Source organism: Dokdonia ponticola, assembly GCF_042653865.1.
In the GTDB taxonomy this organism is placed as follows: domain Bacteria; phylum Bacteroidota; class Bacteroidia; order Flavobacteriales; family Flavobacteriaceae; genus Dokdonia; species Dokdonia ponticola.
On record NZ_JBHSFV010000002.1, the window covers coordinates 148,747 to 172,797 of the forward strand.

Annotated in this window: 19 protein-coding genes; 7 read left to right on the forward strand and 12 right to left on the reverse strand. The window is 37.3% G+C overall.

Annotation, left to right across the window (positions count from 1 at the left end):
• Positions 1–62: 62 nt before the first annotated feature.
• The 7 genes from ACFO3O_RS04700 to ACFO3O_RS04730 all read right to left on the reverse strand — a co-directional run bounded on the left by ACFO3O_RS04700 (position 63) and on the right by ACFO3O_RS04730 (position 7,951).
• Complete coding sequence (locus ACFO3O_RS04700; protein ID WP_379977385.1) at positions 63–1,508, reverse strand: Kelch repeat-containing protein; 1,446 nt, start codon at positions 1,506–1,508, stop codon at positions 63–65.
• 99 nt (positions 1,509–1,607) lie between these two features.
• The gene (locus ACFO3O_RS04705; protein WP_379977386.1) at positions 1,608–2,948 is read right to left on the reverse strand and encodes a DUF58 domain-containing protein; all 1,341 of its coding nucleotides are present in this window, start codon (positions 2,946–2,948) and stop codon (positions 1,608–1,610) included.
• Between the two features lies 1 nt (position 2,949).
• Positions 2,950–4,041: an AAA family ATPase gene (locus ACFO3O_RS04710; protein ID WP_379977387.1), complete on the reverse strand. Its 1,092-nt coding sequence runs from the start codon at positions 4,039–4,041 to the stop codon at positions 2,950–2,952.
• 1 nt (position 4,042) lies between these two features.
• Complete coding sequence (locus tag ACFO3O_RS04715) at positions 4,043–5,260, reverse strand: DUF4350 domain-containing protein (RefSeq protein WP_379977388.1); 1,218 nt, start codon at positions 5,258–5,260, stop codon at positions 4,043–4,045.
• Entirely contained in the window at positions 5,257–6,033 is a 777-nt protein-coding gene (locus ACFO3O_RS04720; protein ID WP_379977389.1) for a DUF4129 domain-containing protein, read from the reverse strand. The genes ACFO3O_RS04715 and ACFO3O_RS04720 overlap by 4 nt, the downstream gene beginning before the upstream one ends.
• Complete coding sequence (locus ACFO3O_RS04725; protein ID WP_379977390.1) at positions 6,023–6,958, reverse strand: hypothetical protein; 936 nt, start codon at positions 6,956–6,958, stop codon at positions 6,023–6,025. The genes ACFO3O_RS04720 and ACFO3O_RS04725 overlap by 11 nt, the downstream gene beginning before the upstream one ends.
• Positions 6,959–7,951: a stage II sporulation protein M gene (locus ACFO3O_RS04730; RefSeq protein ID WP_379977391.1), complete on the reverse strand. Its 993-nt coding sequence runs from the start codon at positions 7,949–7,951 to the stop codon at positions 6,959–6,961. It lies immediately after the preceding gene.
• Between the two features lie 35 nt (positions 7,952–7,986).
• Here ACFO3O_RS04730 and ACFO3O_RS04735 point away from each other — a divergent pair, with 35 nt between their 5' ends.
• The 3 genes from ACFO3O_RS04735 (at position 7,987) to ACFO3O_RS04745 (ending at position 10,412) form a co-directional block, all read left to right on the forward strand.
• Positions 7,987–8,700 carry an RDD family protein gene (locus tag ACFO3O_RS04735; RefSeq protein WP_379977392.1) on the forward strand — a complete coding sequence of 238 codons (714 nt, stop codon included), beginning with the start codon at positions 7,987–7,989 and terminating at the stop codon, positions 8,698–8,700.
• The gene (locus ACFO3O_RS04740) at positions 8,700–9,320 is read left to right on the forward strand and encodes a trimeric intracellular cation channel family protein (protein ID WP_379977393.1); all 621 of its coding nucleotides are present in this window, start codon (positions 8,700–8,702) and stop codon (positions 9,318–9,320) included. Before ACFO3O_RS04735 ends, ACFO3O_RS04740 begins: the two co-directional genes overlap by 1 nt.
• Positions 9,321–10,007: 687 nt before the next feature.
• Entirely contained in the window at positions 10,008–10,412 is a 405-nt protein-coding gene (locus ACFO3O_RS04745; RefSeq protein WP_379977734.1) for a CoA-binding protein, read from the forward strand.
• On the opposite strand, the gene ACFO3O_RS04750 is transcribed toward ACFO3O_RS04745, so the two are convergent.
• The 3 genes from ACFO3O_RS04750 to ACFO3O_RS04760 form a co-directional block, all read right to left on the reverse strand.
• Positions 10,383–11,846, reverse strand: coding sequence for a sodium:solute symporter (locus ACFO3O_RS04750; RefSeq protein WP_379977395.1), 1,464 nt, complete (start codon positions 11,844–11,846; stop codon positions 10,383–10,385). The genes ACFO3O_RS04745 and ACFO3O_RS04750 overlap by 30 nt on opposite strands.
• Positions 11,847–11,949: 103 nt before the next feature.
• Positions 11,950–12,756, reverse strand: coding sequence for a class I SAM-dependent methyltransferase (locus tag ACFO3O_RS04755; RefSeq protein ID WP_379977397.1), 807 nt, complete (start codon positions 12,754–12,756; stop codon positions 11,950–11,952).
• A gap of 634 nt (positions 12,757–13,390) precedes the next feature.
• Complete coding sequence (locus tag ACFO3O_RS04760) at positions 13,391–13,549, reverse strand: hypothetical protein (RefSeq protein WP_379977398.1); 159 nt, start codon at positions 13,547–13,549, stop codon at positions 13,391–13,393.
• Here ACFO3O_RS04760 and ACFO3O_RS04765 point away from each other — a divergent pair.
• The 4 genes from ACFO3O_RS04765 to hutH all read left to right on the forward strand — a co-directional run bounded on the left by ACFO3O_RS04765 (position 13,541) and on the right by hutH (position 20,713).
• Complete coding sequence (locus ACFO3O_RS04765; protein WP_379977399.1) at positions 13,541–14,617, forward strand: DUF3810 domain-containing protein; 1,077 nt, start codon at positions 13,541–13,543, stop codon at positions 14,615–14,617. The genes ACFO3O_RS04760 and ACFO3O_RS04765 overlap by 9 nt on opposite strands.
• 142 nt (positions 14,618–14,759) lie before the next feature.
• Complete coding sequence (locus ACFO3O_RS04770; protein WP_379977400.1) at positions 14,760–17,735, forward strand: amidohydrolase family protein; 2,976 nt, start codon at positions 14,760–14,762, stop codon at positions 17,733–17,735.
• Between the two features lies 1 nt (position 17,736).
• On the forward strand, positions 17,737–19,035 hold the full coding sequence (locus ACFO3O_RS04775; RefSeq protein ID WP_379977401.1) for an amidohydrolase family protein: 1,299 nt from the start codon (positions 17,737–17,739) through the stop codon (positions 19,033–19,035).
• A gap of 166 nt (positions 19,036–19,201) precedes the next feature.
• Positions 19,202–20,713 carry a histidine ammonia-lyase gene (hutH, locus tag ACFO3O_RS04780; RefSeq protein WP_379977402.1) on the forward strand — a complete coding sequence of 504 codons (1,512 nt, stop codon included), beginning with the start codon at positions 19,202–19,204 and terminating at the stop codon, positions 20,711–20,713.
• Here the strand turns inward: hutH and ACFO3O_RS04785 are convergent.
• Together ACFO3O_RS04785 and ACFO3O_RS04790 are read right to left on the reverse strand one after the other, a co-directional pair.
• The gene (locus ACFO3O_RS04785; RefSeq protein ID WP_379977403.1) at positions 20,706–21,077 is read right to left on the reverse strand and encodes a DUF7793 family protein; all 372 of its coding nucleotides are present in this window, start codon (positions 21,075–21,077) and stop codon (positions 20,706–20,708) included. The genes hutH and ACFO3O_RS04785 overlap by 8 nt on opposite strands.
• Positions 21,078–21,323: 246 nt before the next feature.
• Positions 21,324–23,876, reverse strand: coding sequence for an ATP-dependent Clp protease ATP-binding subunit (locus ACFO3O_RS04790; RefSeq protein WP_379977404.1), 2,553 nt, complete (start codon positions 23,874–23,876; stop codon positions 21,324–21,326).
• Positions 23,877–24,051 lie beyond the last annotated feature (175 nt).

Below are 24,051 nucleotides of genomic sequence, written 5' to 3' on the forward strand. Positions count from 1 at the left end.
TTGAAAAAAGCGTTTAGGACTTTCTTAAAATCAATTAGATAAGCGTTTTGATAATAGCTGTATTATAAAGATGATCTGTATACATCCATTCTCCAGAATCCGGTATCTGTATTGATTTCATCAAAAGCAAAGTACATCGCATCTTCAGCAATTGCAAACCCTCGTATTCTACGATCAGTTGGGAGTTGGCTGTCTATATCTAATTCTTGTAAAGTTTCTGTTATTGTATTGTACACTCCAAAATAACGTCTTGTTTCCCCAATCCCCCCATTACTTGAATTGGTTAATAAAACACGACCTGCAATGTAGATGAGTTCTCCTTTTCTAGAAACATAGCTATCTATTAAATCTACTCCTAATGGAATGGTTTCAAGAAGGTTTCCAGTGGTTACATCATGCCTTAAAATAGAATCATAATAGGAGAAATTACCCATGAAATCTAAATAAAACCCTCCAAAAATATAAAGATCATTATCTACAATAGTCACATCAGCGAGAACTCTCTCTGAAGGCATATTTCCTAATTCTAGAAAACTAGTTCCTGAAGGAGAAAGTGTAGTAATCTGATCAGAAAGATAACCTCCATTTCCTCCAACAGCAATCATAGTGTTATTTTCCAATGTAGTTCTATGCTGACTGTCTGGGGTAAAATTAATCCCGTCCCCAATGATAACCTCTGTAAGGTCGTAACTAACTTCTGCACTGCTAAAGTTAGAGACCCATTTTAGTTTCCCATCTATAAATTCAAACTGATTACTACCTATAGCATTGTCTGTCATACTTATGGTTGAGGTAGTTTGATTTTCTTCATCATATTTATAAATAGATAACTCCTGCGAATCGTGTGCTATCGCATATAAACTATTGGTAGCATATGAGTAGTTTAATCCAATAAGAGGTTGTGATGCTGTTGCACTAAAAATTAAATCAAAATTTGAAGGTGTTTCAATGTTTTGAAAATCAGAAGTGGTCACAGAAGTCAGTGTCATAGCCATTGTTTCTGATCCATTTTGATATTGTATTTCGCCCGTGAGTGTTGATGTGTCTGAATTATAGGTAATAGTAATATCTCCTGCGCTACTTGTAAAAATGTATGGACTTTCTGTACTAGAAGAGGTAACGGTAACTTGTGAAGATCTTCTATAGTTATCAGATTTTACAGTGGTTATATCAATAGCATTGGTGTTGATTTGATATGCTTCCAGCCACTTGATAGTAAGACTGCTAGCACTTGCTTGCGAAAGTTTAAATCGATCGTCTTGTACATTATATAGGTTTGTAATATCAAGATCAGATACAGTTGTGTTAGATAGACGTGCAGTAGTTATTTTCCATCCATCAGTATTGGTGGTTACGATTTCTTCGATAATGGTTTCTAGATTACTGTTTTCTTCTACTTCTTCCGTTTCTGGAGTAATGGGTGGCGCTATATCATCATCAGATTGGCAGCTATAAAAACTACTAATGATTAAAAAGGTTGCGAAGTATATCATTAGTTTTTTCATCATTTGTTTTTTTAATTAGTGTATACCTACTAATCTGTAATGATGAAGAAAGGTTGCGTTCTAAAAGAAATTTAATTTTGAAACGCTAGAAATTGGTAACTGTTAGATAAGGCCCTTGGCTTTGATTTCTAGATACTTATTTATTGTATTTACCGTGAGGTCTTCAGGCTTAGTGAGAATGGTCTGAATCCCGTATTTTTGGAGGGTTTTGACCATGACCTTCTTATCGTAATCTGTTTTTTGCGCGATGGTTTTATGATAGACTTCTGCGAGATTATCGGTTTTCATCGCTAATAATTCGTCCAATTCTGTATTTTGAAAAAAGATAACCACCAATACATGCTTTCGCGAAAGCGCTTTTAAATAAATCAATTGCCGTTCTAATGCTGAGATATGCTCAAAATTAGTGTATAACAAGAGTAAGCTACGCTGTGTTACTTTGCGCTTTATTTGTGCATACAGGGTTCCAAAATCACTATCTAAAAACTTAGTGTTGACATTATAGAGGACTTCTAAAATCGTATTTAGATGTGTTTTTTTACTACTTGCTGGGACATGGTTTTTGATGTTTTCTGCAAACGTAAGTAGTCCAACTTTGTCTTTTTTCTTGAGTGCAATATTAGAAAAAGCCAAGGTGCTATTAATCGCATAATCCAGTAATGTTAGTCCTTTAAACGGCATTTTCATCACACGGCTGGCATCGATAATGGTATAAATAGGCTGTGATTTTTCATCTTGATACTGATTCACCATTAGGCTCGCACGTTTTGCCGTAGCTTTCCAGTTAATAGTACGCGCATCATCACCGATCACATAATCTTTGATTTGCTCAAACTCCATGGTATGACCAATACGGCGTATTTTTTTCATGCCGTATAGCGTCAATCTATTATCTAACGCAAGGAACGCATATTTTTTCATTTGGATAAAGGATGGGTATACCTTAACCATCTGGTCTTTTTCAAAACGGAATCTGCGTTTTACAAACCCAATACGGCTGCTCACGTAGAGATTCAAGTGACCAAATATATATTCACCTCGTTCGACAGGGCGGAGGGTATAGGTATATTCTTGTGCCGCTTTTGCAGGAAGTTGGAGTGTTTTTTTAAAATCTCTTTTTTGAAATTGCACAGGAATCTCATCGATGATATCTACAGTAACCTCAAAGGGATAGTTATTTTGGATGCTCACAGCGAGTTCGTTGACATCACTATTGGAAAGTTTTTCGGGCAATAGGCGTTGCGCTGTCAGGGTTTTGCTTCCGCGAAAAAGGACCAAGCAGTCTATAAAAAAGAGTACAGTAAGTCCTAAGGCTAGGAGGCCTGCGATAGGGAATAACGCATGAAACCAATAGGAAAGCAGATACACTACGCCAATAATGGTGAGGGCATAGAAAATTCTATTGCCTATAAACAAAGATTTTATAAAACGGATGAGTGCCAATCTATCTTGGGATTTCTATGGATTGTACAATCATATCAATGACTTGTTCTGCGGTCATTCCTTCCATTTCTCTTTCTGGAGATACAATCACCCGATGACGCATGACAGGAGCCACCGAACGTTTGATATCTTCTGGAATCACAAAGTCACGTCCTGCGATAGCTGCAAAGGCTTTTGCCGCATTCATAATGGCCAAGGAGGCACGGGGAGATCCCCCCAAATATAAATGCGGATGTTTACGCGATTTAATCACAATTTCGGCAATATAATTCAGTATTTTTTCTTCGATCATGACCGTTTGGGTCTGCTCTCTAAACGTGGCTAGTTTTTGAGGATTTAAGACCGCCTTAATGGTGTTTTTAGAAATGACGCCTTTGCGTTCATGATGGCTTTGTAGGATATTGACTTCTTCCTCTTGTGATGGGTAATCAACTTTTATTTTGAACAGAAAACGATCTAATTGTGCTTCTGGAAGCGCATAGGTACCTTCTTGCTCTACAGGGTTCTGTGTTGCGAGCACCATAAATGGGGGAGGCATAGGATAGCGTTCTCCATCGATGGTGATTTGACGTTCTTCCATGACTTCAAAAAGTGCAGCTTGTGTTTTGGCAGGAGCACGGTTAATCTCATCTATTAATACAATATTAGAGAAAATAGGGCCTTTTTTAAACTCAAATTCACTGGTTTTCATATTAAGAACAGAGGTTCCTAGTACATCACTTGGCATCAAGTCGGGTGTGAATTGCAAACGACTAAATTCCGTATCAAGCGTTTTTGCAAATAGTTTTGCTGTGACGGTTTTTGCAATTCCAGGCACACCTTCTATCAATACATGACCATCCGAAAGTAAGGCTACAATTAAGAGTTCTATAAATTCAGATTGTCCCACAATGATTTTGGCAAGTTCCTCTCGAATTTGATCGGCGACATTGCGGAGTTCTTCAAGTGGAATTCTATTGGTAAACGTAAGGTTCTCGTTTGCGTTTGTGGTATCGTCTATAATTTCTTCTGGAGTTGCCGAAGGAATATCTTGTGGTAATGGCGTGTTTTCTTTTCCATCTTCTGGTGTTCCAGTTCCTGTTACGTCGTCCATGTTATTTAGTTTTAAAAGCTTGTATGAGCTTATTTAGTTTTAATAATTCTTCTTCTGTAATTGGATATTTTTGACTGATGGAGGTAATATAATCCATGAGTCTTTTGGTATCTTCTTGTGTATTGTTAGATTTAGAAGCAAGACGTTCTATAAAATCAAGTCCTCTATCTGCAGTTTCCATCTGGTATTCTTCCCTGATGTATTCCATAAAGTGATTGATTTGATGTAATGCAATACTTTTATGGTCTTGTTTTTCAAGATACATTCCTGCGATGGTTTTTGTAAAAGCCAGCGTTTGGTTGGGTAAGGGTTTTATGATAGGAATAGCTCTTTGTTTACGTTTTCCTTCAAAAAATACCCATAGGATAACACCAATGACCAGCATATAATATGCCCATTTAAGGTATCTGTTGTTAAAGAGCATATACAAAGGAGAGGTATTGATAGTTTTTCCATTTTTATAATGGTTATCCCAAAAGATCGGTACATCATCTGGAATGTATCGCAGGACCGCTTCTGTGTAGGTGTAGTTTTCTTGATCTAACATAAAGTAATTGGTAAACACATCAGGCATTAAATGCAGGATGATGGTTCCCTCGCCAAAGGCTTGCTTGATAAAATGCACTTTTGGCTCTTGTATGCTTAAGGAATCATCTCCTTTCTGGTAATCGTAGGCGCCTAAGACAATTGTTTGAAGGGTGTCAACTTCAGTAAAGTAAACGGTCTGTATGCTTTGGTCTAATTTATAAGGGCGTTCTTTGGTAAGATCAGGGTGTACTAACTCTAGAAGTGGTGTTTTTCTATAAATATTATCCAAGTCATAAAAAAGTTCTGTTTCTAGAGATAAGGTGTCTAGAATTGTTTTTCCGATACCTCCAGCACCTATATACAATGTGTTACCACGCGAAACCCAATCCAGGAGTTGTAATGATTCAGCTTCATCAAAATTGATATAATCATTGACAAAAAAATAGGTACCGCTTTGATGATTACTATCTGCTAAAAACTCATAGGGGGGTCTAGAAATTTCTTTAAAATCTTTGTTTGTCCTCGTTTCTTTCAGGGTGTTGTATAACACAAAAGAGCCATACGGTATTTTATCTTTCTTAGCATAACTCGGAAACCAATTGACAGGTGCTTTTTGACTAGATTCTAGAAAAACAAGTAACGCAAGTAACGTCAATAGGATCCCAGCAAGTATTTTTAACTTATTGCTCATAATTGACGTGTTAGGTTAACAAAAGAGGATTGTGCTTTTTGAAAAGAAGCTTCATCTACGTCAAAATTCCCATACCATATATAGTCGTAGAGGTCTGTTACATGTCTAAATTGCTTGCGTAGGTTAGGATCAGTTACTTCGTAAATATACTCGTGATTGGTTTTTTGTACTTGCCAGTTAATGAGTTCTTTTCCGCTCATTTTTTGAAGTGCTAGTAGGTAGTAAAAACGAATGGCTAGTCGGTAATTTCCTTCGGCAATTGCTTTGTCAATAAGGTTTTGTATGTCATCTCGCTTAATCAGTTCTTCGTCATCTGAGAGAAAGGCTTGTGCGGTTTGTTTTGTTTCAAAAGTTAATTGACCTGAATCCATTTTTAGAAATACCCAAACAAGTAGTGCTACCAGCGAAGCAACGATTAAGTAGGGAAGCAATTGTATCAAAAAACTAGCCGTGCCTGAAACTTCATCTCCTCCAAAAATCCAACGTATAAAGCTAGACCAAACATCATTCACCCATTGTTTAAAACGAGTCCACCAATTGTCTTCTTCTATCGCTTCGGTATAATCAAAATCACTGTCATTTTGATATTCTTTTATGTGTTCTTTATCAAGGGTGATGGGATATAGAGGTGCGTTGTCTTTTTGTAATTCTTCTAAACTAAAGGCAGTACTATCTTGCATAGTGATCGTGACAACAGGAGGTGTGCTGGCATCGGTTTTTTTCGCGTAAAGCGAAAATAAAAAAATAAAGATCCAAATTGTTTTACTCCTCATCAGATCTTCCTATGGCGTTTATTCTCTCCAAAGAACCTGTTTGGTTTTTTCGTTCACTCAAATTAAAATATATAAAATTGACTGCTAATGCAGGAATGATATACAATAGATACCCTACAGAACTAGATATAGTTTGAAATATCACAAGTATCCAGTCTGTAGTTGGTTCAGCATAGGAATATTCTCCAGGATTTACAAATTCTTGTGAAACAACATATATGAGTGCGGGTATTTGAAAAACAAAACTGATGGCTGCTGTAATAAGACCTAATAAAAATAATGCCAAAAATGTATTCCACCACTCATTTCTTACGAGTTCTGTGCTCGAAGAAAAACTACTAGTAATAGTGGTATTTTTATGTATGTAAGAAGGAAAAATAACGGCATATCTTGTATATAAATATATCATATAAACTAAGGCTCCTAATATAACAAGAACCCCAAGAAATCCTACACCTCCAACAATCATCCCCCCTAGGAAAAACAATAAAAATGGAAAACCAGCTATATAGAGTAAATTCCAGAAACTTAAACTGATATAGCTACCAGAATTCTTTTTAACTTGCTGCAATATGGTTTCTTCAGTAGGTACTCCTTGTGTTTTTTTGTATTCCATTATGTATTCACTTACAGTCCCATAGAGCATACCAGAATAGATGATAAGCATTGCAGCGAGTACAACAACAGATATGATAATATTTGCAATATTATTATAATTACGTAGAAAATAAATTGTGTCCATTTCACTTGTTGCCATGCTATAATAAGCAACGGCAACCACAAGCAAAATAAAGGGTATTAAAAGAGTTTTAAGAAGAACAGAAAATAATGGCTTCAGGTTCTTTCGTAAAAACTTGAAGGTATCCGTAATAATATCTCCAATTTCTCTTTTTTTGTTAAACTCTATATAATCAGATGGTATCATTTACAGTGTTGGTATTTTTGGCGTATTAGCGATGTCGCGTTGTTGTTGTTTGTATTGCTGTCTTGGGTAGATCACATAATAAAAAATGATCAATCCCAACGAGCTAGCTATGATAAGAATGGCCAACCAATCTGGCATTTCGGTATGTCGTGTGACATAGCCTTCTAAAAAGCCAGCAACAATAAATAACGGAACGGTACTTACGACAATTTTAAGTCCGTTTATAAATCCTTTTTTAAAGGATGTAAGCCGTGTGTAGGTGCCAGGAAATAAGATACTATTACCCAAGACCATTCCTGCGCAACCTGCGATGATGATTACAGAAATCTCAATAGTGCCGTGAATCCAGATGGTACGTACCGACTCCCATCCCACACCCTGCTCAAAAAAGAAATATTGAAAACTCCCAAGCATGATGGCATTACGCATAATAATCATTAAGGAACCAACAGAAAACAGGATACCAAGAATGAAAGCATATAAAGCAACACGTATATTGTTAATGGTGATCCCTAAAAACATATTGAGTTCTCCTTGTTCTTTATAGACCGCCATAGGATCTCCTTTTTCTATATTGCTCAGCGTCATGTTTACATAACCGTCACCCAAAATGGATCGTACAAAAGTACCATCATGTGCCGCACTGTATGCTCCTATTAGGGTAAAAAGCATGAAGGTTAAAAACGCAATGAGTAATTGCTTTTGATAGGCATACATCAAAAGCGGAAACTCTTTAGTAAAAAAGGTAATAAATCGTTTACTAGATTCTCGTTTGGTTTTATAAATGATTTGATGTGACTGTGACGCTAGATAATTTAGATACTCTAACGTTTTACTTTTTGGGTAGAATGTTTGCGCATAACTAAGATGGTCTGTGACCTCAATGTAGAGATTAGAGAGTTCATCTGGATGTATTTGATTTTTGTTAGTAATAACATTTTCAAACTTCAACCATTTATCCTTATTTTGCTTGACAAAAGCAGCTTCACGCATTTACAGAAAAATTAAAAAGTAAAGAAAGAGAATAAATGGATAATTTTCAAATAGAAACCGCTCAAAATGTAAGTATTTATCAAAATGTTGCAGGAATTGGAGATCGGATACTGGCATATATCATTGATATACTTATTATATTCTCTTATTGGCTCTTATCTATCTTCCTTTTAGGTGCTTTAGGGACAGATGATGATGATGTTTGGGTATTTATGATGGTGCTTGGTCTTCCGATCTTTTTGTATCATTTATTTTTTGAAACTTTTTGGAATGGTCGATCGCCTGGAAAAGCTGCTATGAAACTACGTGTAGTCAAGCTAGACGGTTCAAAACCAGGTTTTGGAAGTTATTTTGCACGTTGGCTTATGCGTATCGTAGATATTAGCATTACCACTGGGGGTGTTGCTGTTGTGAGTATACTTATAAGTGACAAAGGACAACGATTGGGAGATCTTGCGGCAGGTACCACCGTAATAAGCGAAAAAAAGAGAGTCAACCTATCTCAAAGCTTACTCGTTACAGTTCCAGATAATTATGTGCCCACCTATCCACAAGTCACTGTTTTTAATGATCAAGATGTACAAACCATCAAAACCTTATATACAGACGCAAAGCGTAATGGCAATCATAATGTGATCGTAAAGTTGGCCGAACGGTTAAAAGAAAAAATGGTTGTCGATCCACAAGAAACAAATATTGAATTTGTAGATCGTGTGATTACAGATTATAACTACTACACACAGCAATAATGGAAATTATTACACTCATTGATATTTTAGGAACCATCTCATTTGCGATTTCTGGTGTCTTAACGGCTATGAATAAGCGTATGGATGCGTTTGGAATTTTAATTATTGCGCTCATTACGTCTATTGGAGGCGGTACCTTGCGAGATGTATTGATTGGAAAAACACCTGTCACCTGGATGCAAGATCAGGTGTTTCCTACGGTCATTTTTATTACAGCTGTATTTGCCGTGTTGTTTCGAAGCAAGCTTAAATATTTTAGGCGTTCTTTATTTTTGTTTGACACTATTGGGATAGGTCTTTATACTGTAACGGGAGTGCAAGTGAGTTTGGCCTTTGGATTAGATCCCCTTATTTGTGTGATATTAGGTACAGTTTCGGCATGTTTTGGTGGGGTGTTACGCGATATTTTGTGTAACGAAATCCCTATTATTTTTCATAAAGAAATTTATGCAACGGCTTGTATTGCAGGCGCAGCTGCCTATTTAGTCTTTATTGAATTTACGATGACACAAACCTTAGCCATGATACTCTCAGGTGCTATCATCATAACCATTCGTATTCTTGCGGTGGTTTTTCATTGGCAATTACCACGATTGTATAAAAAAGAAGTTACTTCTTGATCAATACTAATTTTGCTTTCGCGAAAGCGAACACAGTATCCTTAAAAATTATAATTAAAACCTTATCTCAAAATTTAAAACTTAACCCCATAAAAAAAGCTCTCTTGGTGTAGAGAGCTTTATATGTTGCTTAATTCAATCAACTATATTTTGAGTAGATTTTATAAGTAAGAAGGCTAATTCAAATAATCTATAAAATCTTTTTCAGCAATCTTTGATTGTTACTTTTATAGACGCAATTAGTTGGCCAACGTTTCATTTCAATGGTTAGATTAACAATTATTTAACCCGTAGAGGGGTATGAGTTGCTTTGTTTTGCTAATTCTAAAGGGAGCAGAGAAGAGAATATATCCATTCTTTAGGGACGGGAAAAGGCATATTCGATAGAGATTGATCTGTGATAATACATAAAAAATCCCACTAGATACTGAAACGAGTTCAGTAAGCAGCGGGATTCGTTTAACTAGTAGTTTTGAATGCATCTCTCGGGTTTTTCAAAACTACGTTTTACAAATAAAATCCCAGAGTCCGGACTCTGGGATTTTGTGGTAGACATTTCTTCTAATTAACACTAACCATCAAAACGAATTAAAAGGTGTCTAGCCAGTAGGAAGTAAACTTCTTATCCTATAGACGAATTATTTTACCGAGTGTTACAGCGTTTTTATTTTTTAACTTTGTTTTATGATAGTAAAGCCCACCCTCGTTCTTGGTGTTTCTCTTAAACCCAACAGATATTCAAATATTGCCGTCCGTCGGTTGCAACAATACAAGCATCCCATTATTGCTGTGGGCTTGAAGGAAGGCACCATTGATGGTCAAGAAGTGATCACGTTTGAGTCCGCTTTCGCGAACCTGCCTAGCCGGCAGGCAGGAGCGGAAACCCATACAAACACCATAGATACGGTTACTTTATATTTGAGCCCGCCGCGTCAAGAGGCTTATATGGACTATGTGATTTCGCTGAAACCGAAACGTGTCATTTTTAATCCAGGGACTGAAAATCCTGCATTTTATGTTCTTTTAAAAGAAAATAATATTGCGTATGAAATCGCTTGTACGTTAGTCCTTTTGGGTACGAATCAATATTAACCCTAAGAAGGTAAGTGCCCCGTTAAGAATCAGGATAAAGAACCCAAAATCAAAGCCTGCATATTCTTTACAGAGATCACTGATGAGATACGCCAACACGGGAGATGCTATCGCAATTACAGGAACGATGGCGTCTTTTACCTTCCAAGACGTAAAGAGTCCAAAAGCATACAAACCAAGTAAAGGACCGTAAGTATATCCTGCAAAAGTGAATAAACGAGCAATCACACTATCATCAGCAATAATATATTTAAACGTAATAATCACGAGAATTAATACGACAGACATCAATACATGAATACGTTTACGCATTCGTATCTGCTCGGATGGTTCGTATTTTTTTTCGATATCGAGAATATCAATACTAAATGAAGTGGTCAAAGACGTCAGGGCACTATCGGCACTAGAATATGCCGCAGCAATTAACCCTAAGAGAAATACAATTGCCAGTCCGGCTCCCAATCCACTTTCTACTGCCACGGTCGGGAAGAGTTGGTCTTTATGAGCATCAATACCTTGTTGGGCTGCAAATACAGTTAATAAAACACCTAGAACTAAAAAGACCATGTTTACAATGGTGAGTACAATCGTAAACCAAAACACATTCTTTTTGGCATCTTCCAGATTGCGGCAGGTCAAATTTTTCTGCATCATATCCTGATCCAATCCAGTCATTACAATGGCTATAAATGCTCCTGAGAAAAATTGTTTAAAGAAGTAATCACCACTTTTCCAATCGTCAAAAAAGAAGACTTGAGACAAATCACTATCAGAAACAAAGCTCATAATCTCACCACCTGAAAGGCCCATTTGTTCAGAAACGTAGTAAATAGCCACACCTACGGCAATGAGCATAAACAAGGTTTGGAGCGTATCGGTCCATACAATGGTTTTAATACCAGCCTTAAAGGTGTAAAGCCAAATTAATAAAATAGTAATGGTCACGGTGACCCAAAAAGGAACGCCTTCCTGACCAAAAAATGACATTTTATCAAAGACTAATAACTGTAATACGTTTGCTACCAAATACAATCGGAAGCTAGCCCCTACAATCCGACTCAGTAAAAAGAAGGAAGCCCCTGTTTTATAGGATGCATTCCCAAACCGAGTATCGAGATAGGTATAGATAGACGTTAAATTCAGCTTGTAGTAGAGTGGGAGGAGCACTAATCCGATGACGGCATATCCTACCGTATATCCTAATACGACCTGAAAGTAACTAAAACTGGAAGCTTCAATCCACCCAGGTACCGATATAAACGTCACTCCCGAGAGCGAAGCGCCTATCATCCCAAAGGCGACGAGATACCATGGCGATTGCTTTCCTGCCTTAAAAAAATCGGCATTGGAGCCACTTTTACCCGTGAGATAACTGATGAGCATCAAGACACCAAAGTAACCAGCAATAAGGAGTAAGATTTGATAGGGTTGCATATATTAGGATTTGTTGGGCGCTAATATAGGAATTTTAGCTGTCGACTGTTCGTCTTAGCTTTTGGCTGTTGGCTTTTAGCTTTTGTTGGGAGGGAGAAGCGTATCATTTTCTCAGGACATAATGGTAATACACCATCTCGCCATTACTCAATTCTTTATGAATGTTTGAGCCCTTCACTCCTGCAAAATCATTTAAGGGTTTTCTTAACCAACCTTTTACCATCTTTTGGAAGAATGCCAATTTGTATTCGTGAAATGCCTCCATTGCATTGACGACTTCCTTCGAAATTAATTCCTTTTTGAGTATTTCAAATCCTGCAGCATTGAAAATAGTATCTAGTTCATTCATCTCTTCTGAGGGACGTAAGTCAGCAAACAAAAAATGACCATCAGGGCGTAGCACTCTATAGACTTGCTCCACAAACTTTTTCATTGATCCGTAACAATGTGAAGATTCGATATTCACAATCGCATCTACACTTGCACTAGCCAACGGTATGTTTTCTGCATCCCCATGCATAAAAGTCAATCCTTCTACCGAATGATGGTTATTGCTGAATTTGATGGCGTTTTTAGAATAATCAATTCCGGTCATGGTCTTTGGTATAAGGTACCGTTTGATATACGATGAACCTCCTCCACGTCCACTACCAACTTCTACTACGTCTTTATTAGTAAGATCTACAGCTGTTGCCACATGATGGTATAATTGAATCATATACCGGTCATTCTCTTCCTCTTCTTTCAGAGGGATTTTAATAGATTGGTTGCTGGGCTCGTATCCGTAGTTCATATACGTCCATTCTTGTGTTGGATACTTATTTGCCAGATACTGATATAGTTGTTTCCAAACTGCTCGTTTCAGTCGAGGAGAAATGTTAAGAAAGAAAGCAAAAACATGGGTAATCATAGGTTTGTAAAGTAGCGTATCTATCAGGTTGTATGAAGTACAACGAGTATATAAAGTTACCTAAAATACGCTAAAAAAGGGTGAAACGCTTGTTTGGAAGTATTAAAATGAAATACACCTAATGTTTTAATCATTAAAGACGTTTGTAATTGTTATAGAAGTCAAGGTAAACAATAACTGAAATCATACAAGAAACAAACCTCTCCTCCGTCTGTATGTCGTTTTTACACATCCACCTTGCTATTAGAAACTTAGTGAAACACCTCCTTAGCCCTCCTTTCTAGGGTGTGAAGATTCTTAAAGGAAAGAGTTTACAAGAGTGCGTTTTCATACTTTTACTACGCACTTCGACAGGCTATTAGATTAGCATCATATATTTACAAGAAGTTTTAATTTATTAAATTTCTAAAAAACCAGAGGAGAAAGGTGAACTATTTCGACTTTTAACTGCTCAGTGTGACACTCCCTAACAACTTCTTCGCTATGATGTTTCGCGCAAGCATAAAAGAAATGATAAAATAGCGTAGTATTTTATTTAAAGTAAGTATTCTATTTTAACATCCAACATCCAACATCCAACATCCAACATCCAACATCCAACATCCAACATCCAGCATCCAGCATCCAGCAAGTTTCATAGAACTTCCCACTTCAGACTTCCCGCTCCTAATATTTTTTCATCTTCATCTTCATCTTTAACTTTAACTTCAATTTCAATTTCAATTTCAATTTCAATTTCGACTTTGATTTCGGTTTGGATTTCCTTTTCCTTATTTTTATCCCAATGAAACAAAACCGCCCTCTACTGATTATCGGTCTCTTTTTAGTTGTCCAAATGGGGATTGTACGTATCCTTGCCCTTTTTCCGGAGTTCATAGAAAACTATTACAGTAACGGTCTTTACCCTGTGATCTCAAAAGGATTCCGATATGCCTTTGGCTGGTTACCATTTTCATTTGGGGACATCATGTATTTGGTGTTGATTTTTATCGCTTTGCGCGAAATCGTACACTTGTTCAAATCTCGTTTCCGTCAGTGGAAAACCTTTTGTATTCGTACGCTTGCGCTAGCATCTATTGTATATGGGGCGTTTCATTTACTGTGGGGTATGAATTATTACCGACCTCCTTTACACGAATCGCTTTCGATAGAAAGTGAATATACCACCGAAGAATTGGTTGCCTTAACTGAAAAACTAATCGTAAAAAGTAATACATTGTACGACCAGTTGGCCACCAATGACACCATGATGGTGGAGGTGCCACTCTCAAAATCTGAAGTTTTTGAGAACACGCTGCAAGGGTATGAAGCCTTACAATCACAATTTCCAAAACTCAATTATCCTCCCAAAAGCATCAAAACCTCCTTATTGAGTTATCCACTTTCGGTGATGGGATATAGTGGCTACTTAAATCCCATTACTAATGAGGCACACATCAACGGACTCGTGCCAAGTCACAGGCATCCAGTGATAAGCTGTCATGAACAAGCACATCAATTAGGTTTTGCCAAGGAAAACGAAGCCAATTTTATAGGTGTACTCGCAACGATTCATAACGAGAACCCATACTTTCAATATTCTGGAAGCATTTTTGCCCTACGGTATTGTATCAATGACGTTTTTCGCCGCGATAGCGAGCTAGGAGAAAAACTACGTGATCAGATTCGCCCTGGGATTCTCAAGAATTATGCGGCGTCTCGCGCATTTTGGGATGAGATGGATAATCCGCTAGAGCCTTTTTTTAAATTGTTTTATAGCAATTACTTGAAAGCAAATAACCAACCAGAAGGAATGAAAAGCTACAGCTATATGGTTGCCTTATTAGTAAATTATAACAAATCTTTTCCATTAGCGATATAGTATTTAGCGCCCAGCAATTCCCACATTATTTTATTAAACCATTATTTCATTGGCGTTTATTTGATGTTAAAAAACTCTTAATTAGCAGGGGTGACCGCTGTTGATGGATGTATCTTTAAGGACTAAATAATCACTACATACTATGTTTTTAAAGAAAATCCTTATTGTGGGATTAGTTGCATGCTCGTTTGCGATGTACGGGCAAGACTATTTTCCTTCAAATGACGGTGTAAAATCTAAGAATGAGAATTACACAGTTTTCACAAATGCAACCATTCACACTTCACCTACAGAAACTATCAAAAACGGGACACTGATTGTCAAGGATGGAAAAATAGTACGTGTTGGAAAATCAATTCCAGTTCCAAGTAATGCTATTACCATCGATGTATCGGGTAAACACATCTATCCTTCGTTTATTGATATGTATACTGGTTTTGGAATCGAAAAGCCAAAGCGCTCGGGCGGGGGTGGTCGCGGTTCTCAATATGATAATACCCGTGATGGTTATTATTGGAATGACCATATACGTCCAGAAACGCAAGGAATTGATGCGTTTAAATATGATGCCAAAAGCGCTAAAGCTTTTATAGAAGCTGGGTTTGGGGTTGTTGCAACCCATCAACATGATGGGATTGCCAGAGGCACAGGCGCTTTAATTGCCCTGAATACAAACGGTAATACAGCTAACAGGGTTCTTGACAATAACCTCGGACAGTATTTTTCTTTTGATAAGAGTAATACGTCTTCACAATCATATCCTACCTCAAAAATGGGAGCCACGTCTTTATTACGCCAAGTTCATTATGACTTAGATTGGTATGAAAAAGGAAATGTAACGACTAAAGATCTTTCTTTAGAAGCGCTTACGCGAAATAAAAACCTTACGCAATTCTTCGAGGCAGAAGATGTATATGATGCGATGCGTATTGACAAAATAGGAGATCAGTTTGGAATCAATTATATGATCATTGGAGCAGGGGACGAGTATAAGCGAATCGGGGAGATTAAAAACCTGAATAGAACGTTTGTTTTACCACTAGATTTTCCAGATGCGTATGATGTAGAAAATCCATATGCTGCAAACTACATAGACTTAGGAGATATGCGTCACTGGAATCAAGCGCCTACTAACCCAAAACAATTTGAGTCTAACGGAATTCCTTTTGCGCTGACAACGTTTAAGTTAAAATCACCAAAAGAGTTCAAAGGACAACTCATGAAAGCCATCAAACATGGACTTTCAAAAGAAAAAGCATTAGCGGCTTTAACCACCGTGCCTGCACAATTACTAGGAAAGAGTAACGAAATAGGAAGCTTAAAAGATGGTGCCTGGGCAAACTTTATGATTACTTCTGGAGAACTTTTTGAAGATAAAACAATGCTTTATGAGCACTGGATTCAAGGACAGAAAACAGTTGTAAAAGATATGAATACCGTTGATATAGATGGTACGTACGGGATGCGTATAGGAGGAACGTCATATACATTAAATATCAAAAATTCTACAGAAGGAAAAACTGATTTTACTCTGATGGAAGGAGAAAATGACGTAAAAAGTGATGGAAATTATGCCGATGCATGGGTGAATCTTACCTTTCCAAAAGGAGATAATACGTTTGTACGTTTAGTTGGGCAAGTCCTTGATGATCGTTTTGTTGGAAAAGCCGTTTTACCTAATGGTGACGAGCAAGCCATTACAACCGAAAGAACCAAAGCTACTGAAGGGACAAAAGATGCTAAAGGAAAAGACAAAAGGAAAGACGATGATAAAGCACCAGTGATCATGCCAATGACGTATCCTAATATTGCTTTTGGTTTTGAACAACCACCAAGTCAACAGGACATTCTGATTAAGAATGCGACGGTTTGGACGAGTGAAGCGGAAGGCGTTTTAGAGAATACAGATGTTCTTATTAAAGATGGTAAGATTAGCAAGATCGGTAAAAACCTTTCAGCGGGTAGAGCAAAAGTGATTGATGGTACAGGAAAACATGTTACTGCCGGAATTATTGATGAGCACTCACATATCGCAGCGTTTGATATTAACGAAGCAGGACATAACTCAACCGCAGAGGTGCGTATGTCGGATGTGATTAACCCAGATGATAGTGATATTTATAGAAACCTAGCAGGAGGAGTTACCGCCATTCAATTATTACACGGATCTGCAAACCCAATAGGAGGACAGTCCGCAGTTATGAAATTAAAATGGGGCTCTGCTATCGATGAGATGCTTCTAGAAGATAAGAAGTTTATTAAGTTCGCTCTCGGCGAAAATGTAAAGCAGGCCAACTGGCAAAGCTATAGTCGTTTTCCACAAACCCGAATGGGTGTTGAACAAGTATTTGTAGACTACTTCACCAGAGCAAAAGAATACGAAGCTTTGAAAAACAGCGGAAAACCCTATCGTATCGACGAAGAGATGGAAATCGTTGTTGATATCTTAAATGAAGAGCGTTATATCTCTTGTCACTCGTATGTACAAAGTGAGATCAATATGTTGATGAAAGTTGCAGAGCGTTTCAACTTTAGAATTAATACGTTTACTCATATCCTTGAAGGATACAAAGTAGCAGATAAGATGGCTGCCCATGGGGTAGGAGGATCTACCTTTTCAGATTGGTGGGCGTATAAGTATGAAGTAAATGATGCGATTCCTTACAATGCTGCCATTATGCATAATGCAGGTGTTGTGGTGGCGATTAATAGTGATGACGGGGAGATGTCAAGACGCCTGAATCAAGAAGCCGCTAAGATTGTAAAATACGGAGGAGTCTCTGAAGAAGAAGCGCTTAAAATGATCACTCTAAATCCTGCTAAACTATTACACCTAGACGATCGCTCAGGGAGTATTAAAGTTGGAAAAGATGGTGATGTAGTGGTATGGTCTGACCATCCATTGTCTATCAAAGCAAAAGCAGAACAAACAATTATTGAAGGAACTATTTATTTTGATATTAATAGAGACCTAGAATTAAGAGAAGCTGTAAAAGCAGAAAAAAGCAAATTGATTGCTATGATGCTCGCAGAAAAGAAAAAAGGGTTAAAAACGCAACCTGCCAAGAAAAAAGAAAAGCAGCGTTTACATTGTGACACTACAGAAACGATACATTAATATGAGAGCACTAACAAAATACATGACGATAGCGTTCGTATGCATCGCTTCGGTCGCTATAGGACAACAAACACCAGCACCTGCTCAGACAGAGGTGTATACAATTATAGGAGCAACAGCTCACATAGGAAACGGAACTGTCATCGATAATGCCATATTGATTATAGAAGATGGTAAAATAAGTGTCTGTGCAGATGCCACAACAACTAAGATTGCTCAAAGAGGTAAGATTATAAACGCCGAAGGAAAACACATCTATCCAGGACTCATCGCCACAAACACCACCCTAGGATTGGTAGAAGTAGGGCAAGTACGTCAAACTAATGACGATGATGAGATTGGAGATATGATTCCTCATGTTCGTTCTATTATTGCATACAATGCAGAGTCTAAAGTCGTAGAAAGTATGCGCCCTAATGGAGTACTGATGGCACAAATACGCCCTCTTGGAGGAAGAATTTCGGGAACTTCATCAGTGGTACAACTCGATGCATGGAACTGGGAAGATGCCGCTGTAAAAGCAGATAATGGCGTGTATGCTAATTGGCCTCTTAGTATGACTAGAGGAAGATGGTGGTTAGGCGAAGATCCAGGTTCTAAGCCTAATAAAAACTATCCAAAGGATATAGATGAATTACGAACATTTATGAATAATGCAAAAGCATATTCAAAAGGAAATTCTGATGTTAATCTCCCTTTTGCGGCGATGAAAGGTGTTTTTGACGGAAGTCAGCGTTTATTTATTAGCGCTAATGATGAGCGTCAAATCCGTGATGTGATTGCATTCAAAAATGAAATGAATATTCCTCATGTTGTTCTTGTAGGAGGATATCAAGCTTACAAAGTAGCGGCGGAATTGAAAGCAAACAACATCCCTGTCATTTTACAGCGTGTTCAAGATTTACCCGCGATGGATGATCATGATTATGATTTGCCTTATAAGTTGCCAAAATTATTGACAGACGCTGGGGTACTTGTCGCTTTAGGATACGATGGCGAGTATTGGCAAGTACGAAACCTTCCTTTTTATGCAGGTCAAGTCACACAGTTTGGAATGAGTGATGCAGATGCCTTAAAATTAATTACAGAAAACCCTGCAAAGATTTTGGGACTAGACGCCTCAGCGGGAACTTTAGAAGTAGGAAAAGATGCTACCTTGTTTATAAGTGAAGGGAATGCACTTGATATGCGAGGAAATCAATTGACGAGAGCTTTTATTCAAGGAAGAGATATTAGTTTGGAAACACATCAAACAAAACTTTGGAAGCGCTATGCAGAAAAAGTAGAAATCAAAAAGTAATAGATTTACTAAACTCACAGAAAAGCGATCACTAGTAAGTGATCGCTTTTTTTGTACCTCACTACTAATGAGTGACTTGATTAAGTTTGCTTGAACTTTGTTTAAAGGCTAGTAATTGCTGTTTATTTTTACGTAATTGCAATACTTTTAAAAAATCATAATTTTTATGCGAGATACTCATTACATAAGTAGTGCAATCCTAGATCTGGCTACGATTTCATCGATCCTACAAGAAAATAAATCACTAGAACTTAGTGAAGAAAGTCGCCATAATATTAATGCTTCTAGAGGGTATTTAGATCAAAAGATAGCAGGAAATTCCACTCCCTTATATGGTATTAATACAGGTTTTGGGAGTTTATGTAATGTCGCTATAAAAAACGAACACCTGACTCAATTACAAGAAAATCTCATGCGTTCTCATGCATGTGGTACTGGAGACTATGTACCTAAGGCTATAGTCAAATTAATGATTTTATTAAAAATTCAGTCATTAAGCTATGGTCATAGTGGCGTACATATTGACACCGTAGAGCGTCTTGTTGATTTTTATAATCTAGATATTCTTCCAGTGGTGTACACACAAGGTTCCCTTGGTGCAAGTGGAGATTTAGCTCCCTTGGCGCATTTATCTCTACCTCTTATAGGTGAAGGTTATGTATGGGATGGGGATACTCCCGCTTTCGCGAAAGCGATCTTAGAAAAACATAATCTTCGTCCAATAAAGCTGCAATCTAAAGAGGGATTAGCTTTACTTAACGGAACTCAATTTATGGTAGCATATGGGGTAGATGCGCTATTAAAGTGCCATAAGCTATCGTATCTAGCCGATATGATCGGAGCCATCTCTATAGATGCCTTTAATTGCAACCTATCACCATTTGATCCTCTAGTGCATCATGTGCGACCTCACCGAGGACAAATCAAAACGGCAGAGCGAATACAAGGTTTCTTAGCCGATAGCGAAATAGCAAAAACAGAAAAAGTTAACGTACAAGATCCGTATTCTTTTAGATGTATCCCTCAAGTACACGGCGCAAGTAAGGATGCTATTATTTTTGCTTCAAAGACGTTTAAAACAGAAATGAATAGTGTCACAGATAATCCTAACATTTTTGCTGATGAGGATAAGATTATAAGTGGCGGTAATTTTCATGGCCAACCCTTAGCATTAGCGTTGGATTTCTTGGCCATCGCCATTGCAGAATTAGGGAGTATCAGCGAACGACGCACGTATCAATTAATTAGTGGTCTTAGAGATCTTCCGCCTTTTTTGGTAGATAATCCTGGATTACATAGCGGTATGATGATTCCGCAATACACGGCAGCGAGTATTGTAAGTCAAAATAAACAACTGGCCACACCTGCAAGCGTGGATTCTATCGTCTCGTCCAACGGACAAGAAGATCACGTAAGTATGGGCGCAAATGCTGCTACAAAGCTCTATAAAGTCGTAGAGAACTTAGAAACGATTTTAGCCATAGAGCTTTTGAATGCCTCTCAAGCTTTACACTTTAGAGCACCGTCAAAAACCTCTCCTTTTTTAGAGTCTATAGTCTCCGCTTATCGAAGTGAAGTTCCTTTTGCCACTGAAGACAGAATGTTTTCTATAGACATTCATAAAACCAAGGAATTTATGAATTCTATTCAAGTGGATTCGGAAATGCTCTTTAATTAGCTAACACTCCATGTATCCATGCAATCGCTTCTTCTAAGGTAGCAAAAGCTTCAAAAGGGTGTTCAAAAAACTGCTTTTCTATAATTACATTTCTCTGATTAACAGGGTCTGATGATACCACTGCAATAGCTCTTATATTAGAGTTTTTTGCAGTGTTTAAGTATACCGTAGGATTTATGGAGTAAGAATATATTCTATTAGAGATATAACCATAAGGTTTCCCTTTAAAATAATTTTCGCAAAATTCTAGAAACTCCTTATTGTAATTAATATCAATTGTAATACCTTCTTTCATTTCAGCAATCACAATATCATCTTGTATTTTGACTTTTCCGAAGTCAAAATTGGTTTCGATTGTATTCAAAAGTTGTTATTCGTTAGGGGGATTAGTAACAATATTATAGATCAAATTTCCAACAAAATATTTTAGCAATCAAATAAAATTTAAATAAGATTAGTAATAAGGTATATAGCGAAGGAAAACAACTAATGATTGTTAGTTTATAGGTTGTTTTTTGAAATACAAATTAGATAAAAGTGTAGTGAAATTGCGCATAAAAAAACAGGTATACACACAGCATACCTGTTTTTAAATATATAATTCATTTATTTATTCAGACTCCGTTGTCGTTGCCTTTTCTATGGTAATTGTGAGTTCTTCACTCTTTTTATCTAAATCCATAAGAATAGCATCTCCTTCGGTCAGTTTTGAAGATATGATCTCTTCAGCCAGGGCATCTTCAATGTATTTTTGAATAGCACGCTTGAGAGGTCTTGCTCCATAATCTTTATCAAAGCCTTTGTCACTGATATAATCCTTAGCCTCATCAGTCAGGCGAAGGTCATAACCAAGATCTTTAATACGAGTGAATAGTTTTGCAAGTTCTATATCTATAATCTTGTGTATGTGTTCTCTTTCTAAAGCATTAAATACAACCACATCGTCAATACGGTTTAAGAATTCTGGTGCGAATGCTTTTTTTAGGGCATTTTGAATGACACTTTTTGCATTTTCGTCTACTTGATTTTTTCGACTTGCTGTTCCAAAACCGACACCTTGACCAAAATCTTTTAGTTTACGTGCACCAATATTTGATGTCATAATGATAATGGTATTTCTAAAATCGATTTTACGACCTAATGAATCTGTCAAGAATCCATCGTCTAGCACTTGAAGTAGCATATTAAATACATCGGGATGTGCTTTTTCAATTTCATCTAGTAAGATCACTGAATAGGGTTTTCTTCGTACTTTTTCAGTAAGCTGTCCACCTTCTTCATATCCTACGTATCCTGGAGGTGCTCCTACCAGTCTAGAGATCGCAAATTTCTCCATGTACTCACTCATATCTATACGGATGAGTGCATCTTGATTATCAAATAATTCTTTAGCAAGGACTTTGGCAAGTTGTGTTTTTCCAACCCCAGTTTGTCCTAAGAATATAAAAGAGCCAATGGGCTTATTAGGGTCTTTTAATCCAGCACGATTTCGTTGTATTGCTTTTGCTACTTTTGCTACCGCTTCATCTTGTCCGATGACATTTTTCTTGATGGTAGCAGGCAAATCAGCGAGTTTATTACTTTCTGTCTGCGCGATACGATTTACAGGAATACCTGTCATCATACTTACTACATCAGCCACATTATCTTCAGACACTTCTTCTTTATGAAGTTTTGACTCTTCTTCCCAACGTTCTTGGGCGATAGCGAGCTCTTTCTCTAGATTCTTTTCATCATCACGTAGCTTCGCTGCTTCTTCATACTTTTGTTTTTTAACAACCGTTGTTTTGAGTTCGCGAACTTCCTCTAGTTTACTTTCTAATTCTAGAATCTTTTTTGGGACATCAATGTTTGTAATATGGACACGTGACCCTGCTTCATCCAACGCATCAATTGCTTTGTCTGGGAGGAATCGATCTGTCATGTATCGATTCGTTAATTTCACACATGCCTCGATTGCATCGTCTGTATACGTTACATTATGATGCTCTTCGTATTTCTCTTTGATATTTTGGAGAATTTCTATGGTTTCCTCTACCGTCGTAGGTTCTACGATTACTTTTTGGAAACGACGCTCCAAAGCTCCATCTTTTTCGATGTGTTGACGGAATTCATCCAAGGTAGTAGCCCCTACACATTGTATTTCGCCTCGAGCGAGTGCAGGTTTAAACATATTAGAAGCATCTAGAGATCCCGTAGCTCCTCCAGCGCCTACAATAGTATGAATTTCATCTATAAAAAGAATAATATCATCATTCTTTTCAAGTTCATTCATTACCGCTTTCATGCGCTCTTCAAACTGTCCTCTGTATTTTGTACCAGCCACTAAGCTAGCTAGATCAAGTGTGACCACTCTTTTATCAAAAAGGATACGTGATACTTTACGCTGTACAATACGAAGCGCAAGTCCTTCAGCAATGGCAGATTTACCAACACCTGGTTCTCCTATAAGTAAAGGATTATTTTTCTTACGTCGACTCAAAATTTGTGAGACGCGTTCTATCTCTTTAGTTCTTCCTACAACAGGATCAAGTTTTCCTTCTTCTGCCATCGCAGTAAGGTCACGCCCAAAATTATCTAAAACGGGTGTTTTACTTTTTTTACTGCCTTTTGATGAAGCTGCATTTCCGAATGGATTTTCTTTTTCTCCTTCGTTGCTTGATTCCTGTTCATCACTGAATTCTGATTTTATAGGTTCTATATAATCATCATCTTCGTTTGCCATCATACCTTTAAATTGGTCTTTTACGTTATCATAATCTACCTTAAGTCTGTTTAATAACTTTGTGGTAGGGTCGTTTTCATTGCGAAGTATACACAATAACAAGTGTGCTGTATTGATAGAAGAGCTCTGGAATAGTTTTGCTTCCAAAAATGTCGTTTTCAGAGCACGTTCTGCCTGTCTTGTTAAGTGTAAATTCTTTTTATCATTGCCTTGTAAGCTACTATTAGGATTTGCAGGACTTAGGATTTCTACTTTACGTCGTAGGTGTTCTAAGTCTATTTGTAAAGCACTTAATATATTAATAGCCTTACCACTACCATCTCTTAGTAGTCCAAGTAATAAATGTTCTGTTCCTATAAAGTCGTGACCTAGCCGTAAAGCTTCTTCTTTACTGTAGGCAATTACGTCTTTTACTCTAGGTGAAAAATTATCATCCATAATTTCGATCTCCTTACGTTCTTTGTAAATTTAAGCAATATCCTTCAAAAATCATTCCGCAGGAAGTACTTAGTAGCTAATAGACAAAATAACTGACAGTTTGCCAAGTATATTGTTGGGTAGTTATTAAAAATACGGTATTAAATATTGTTAATAAAAAATACGCTTTCGCGAA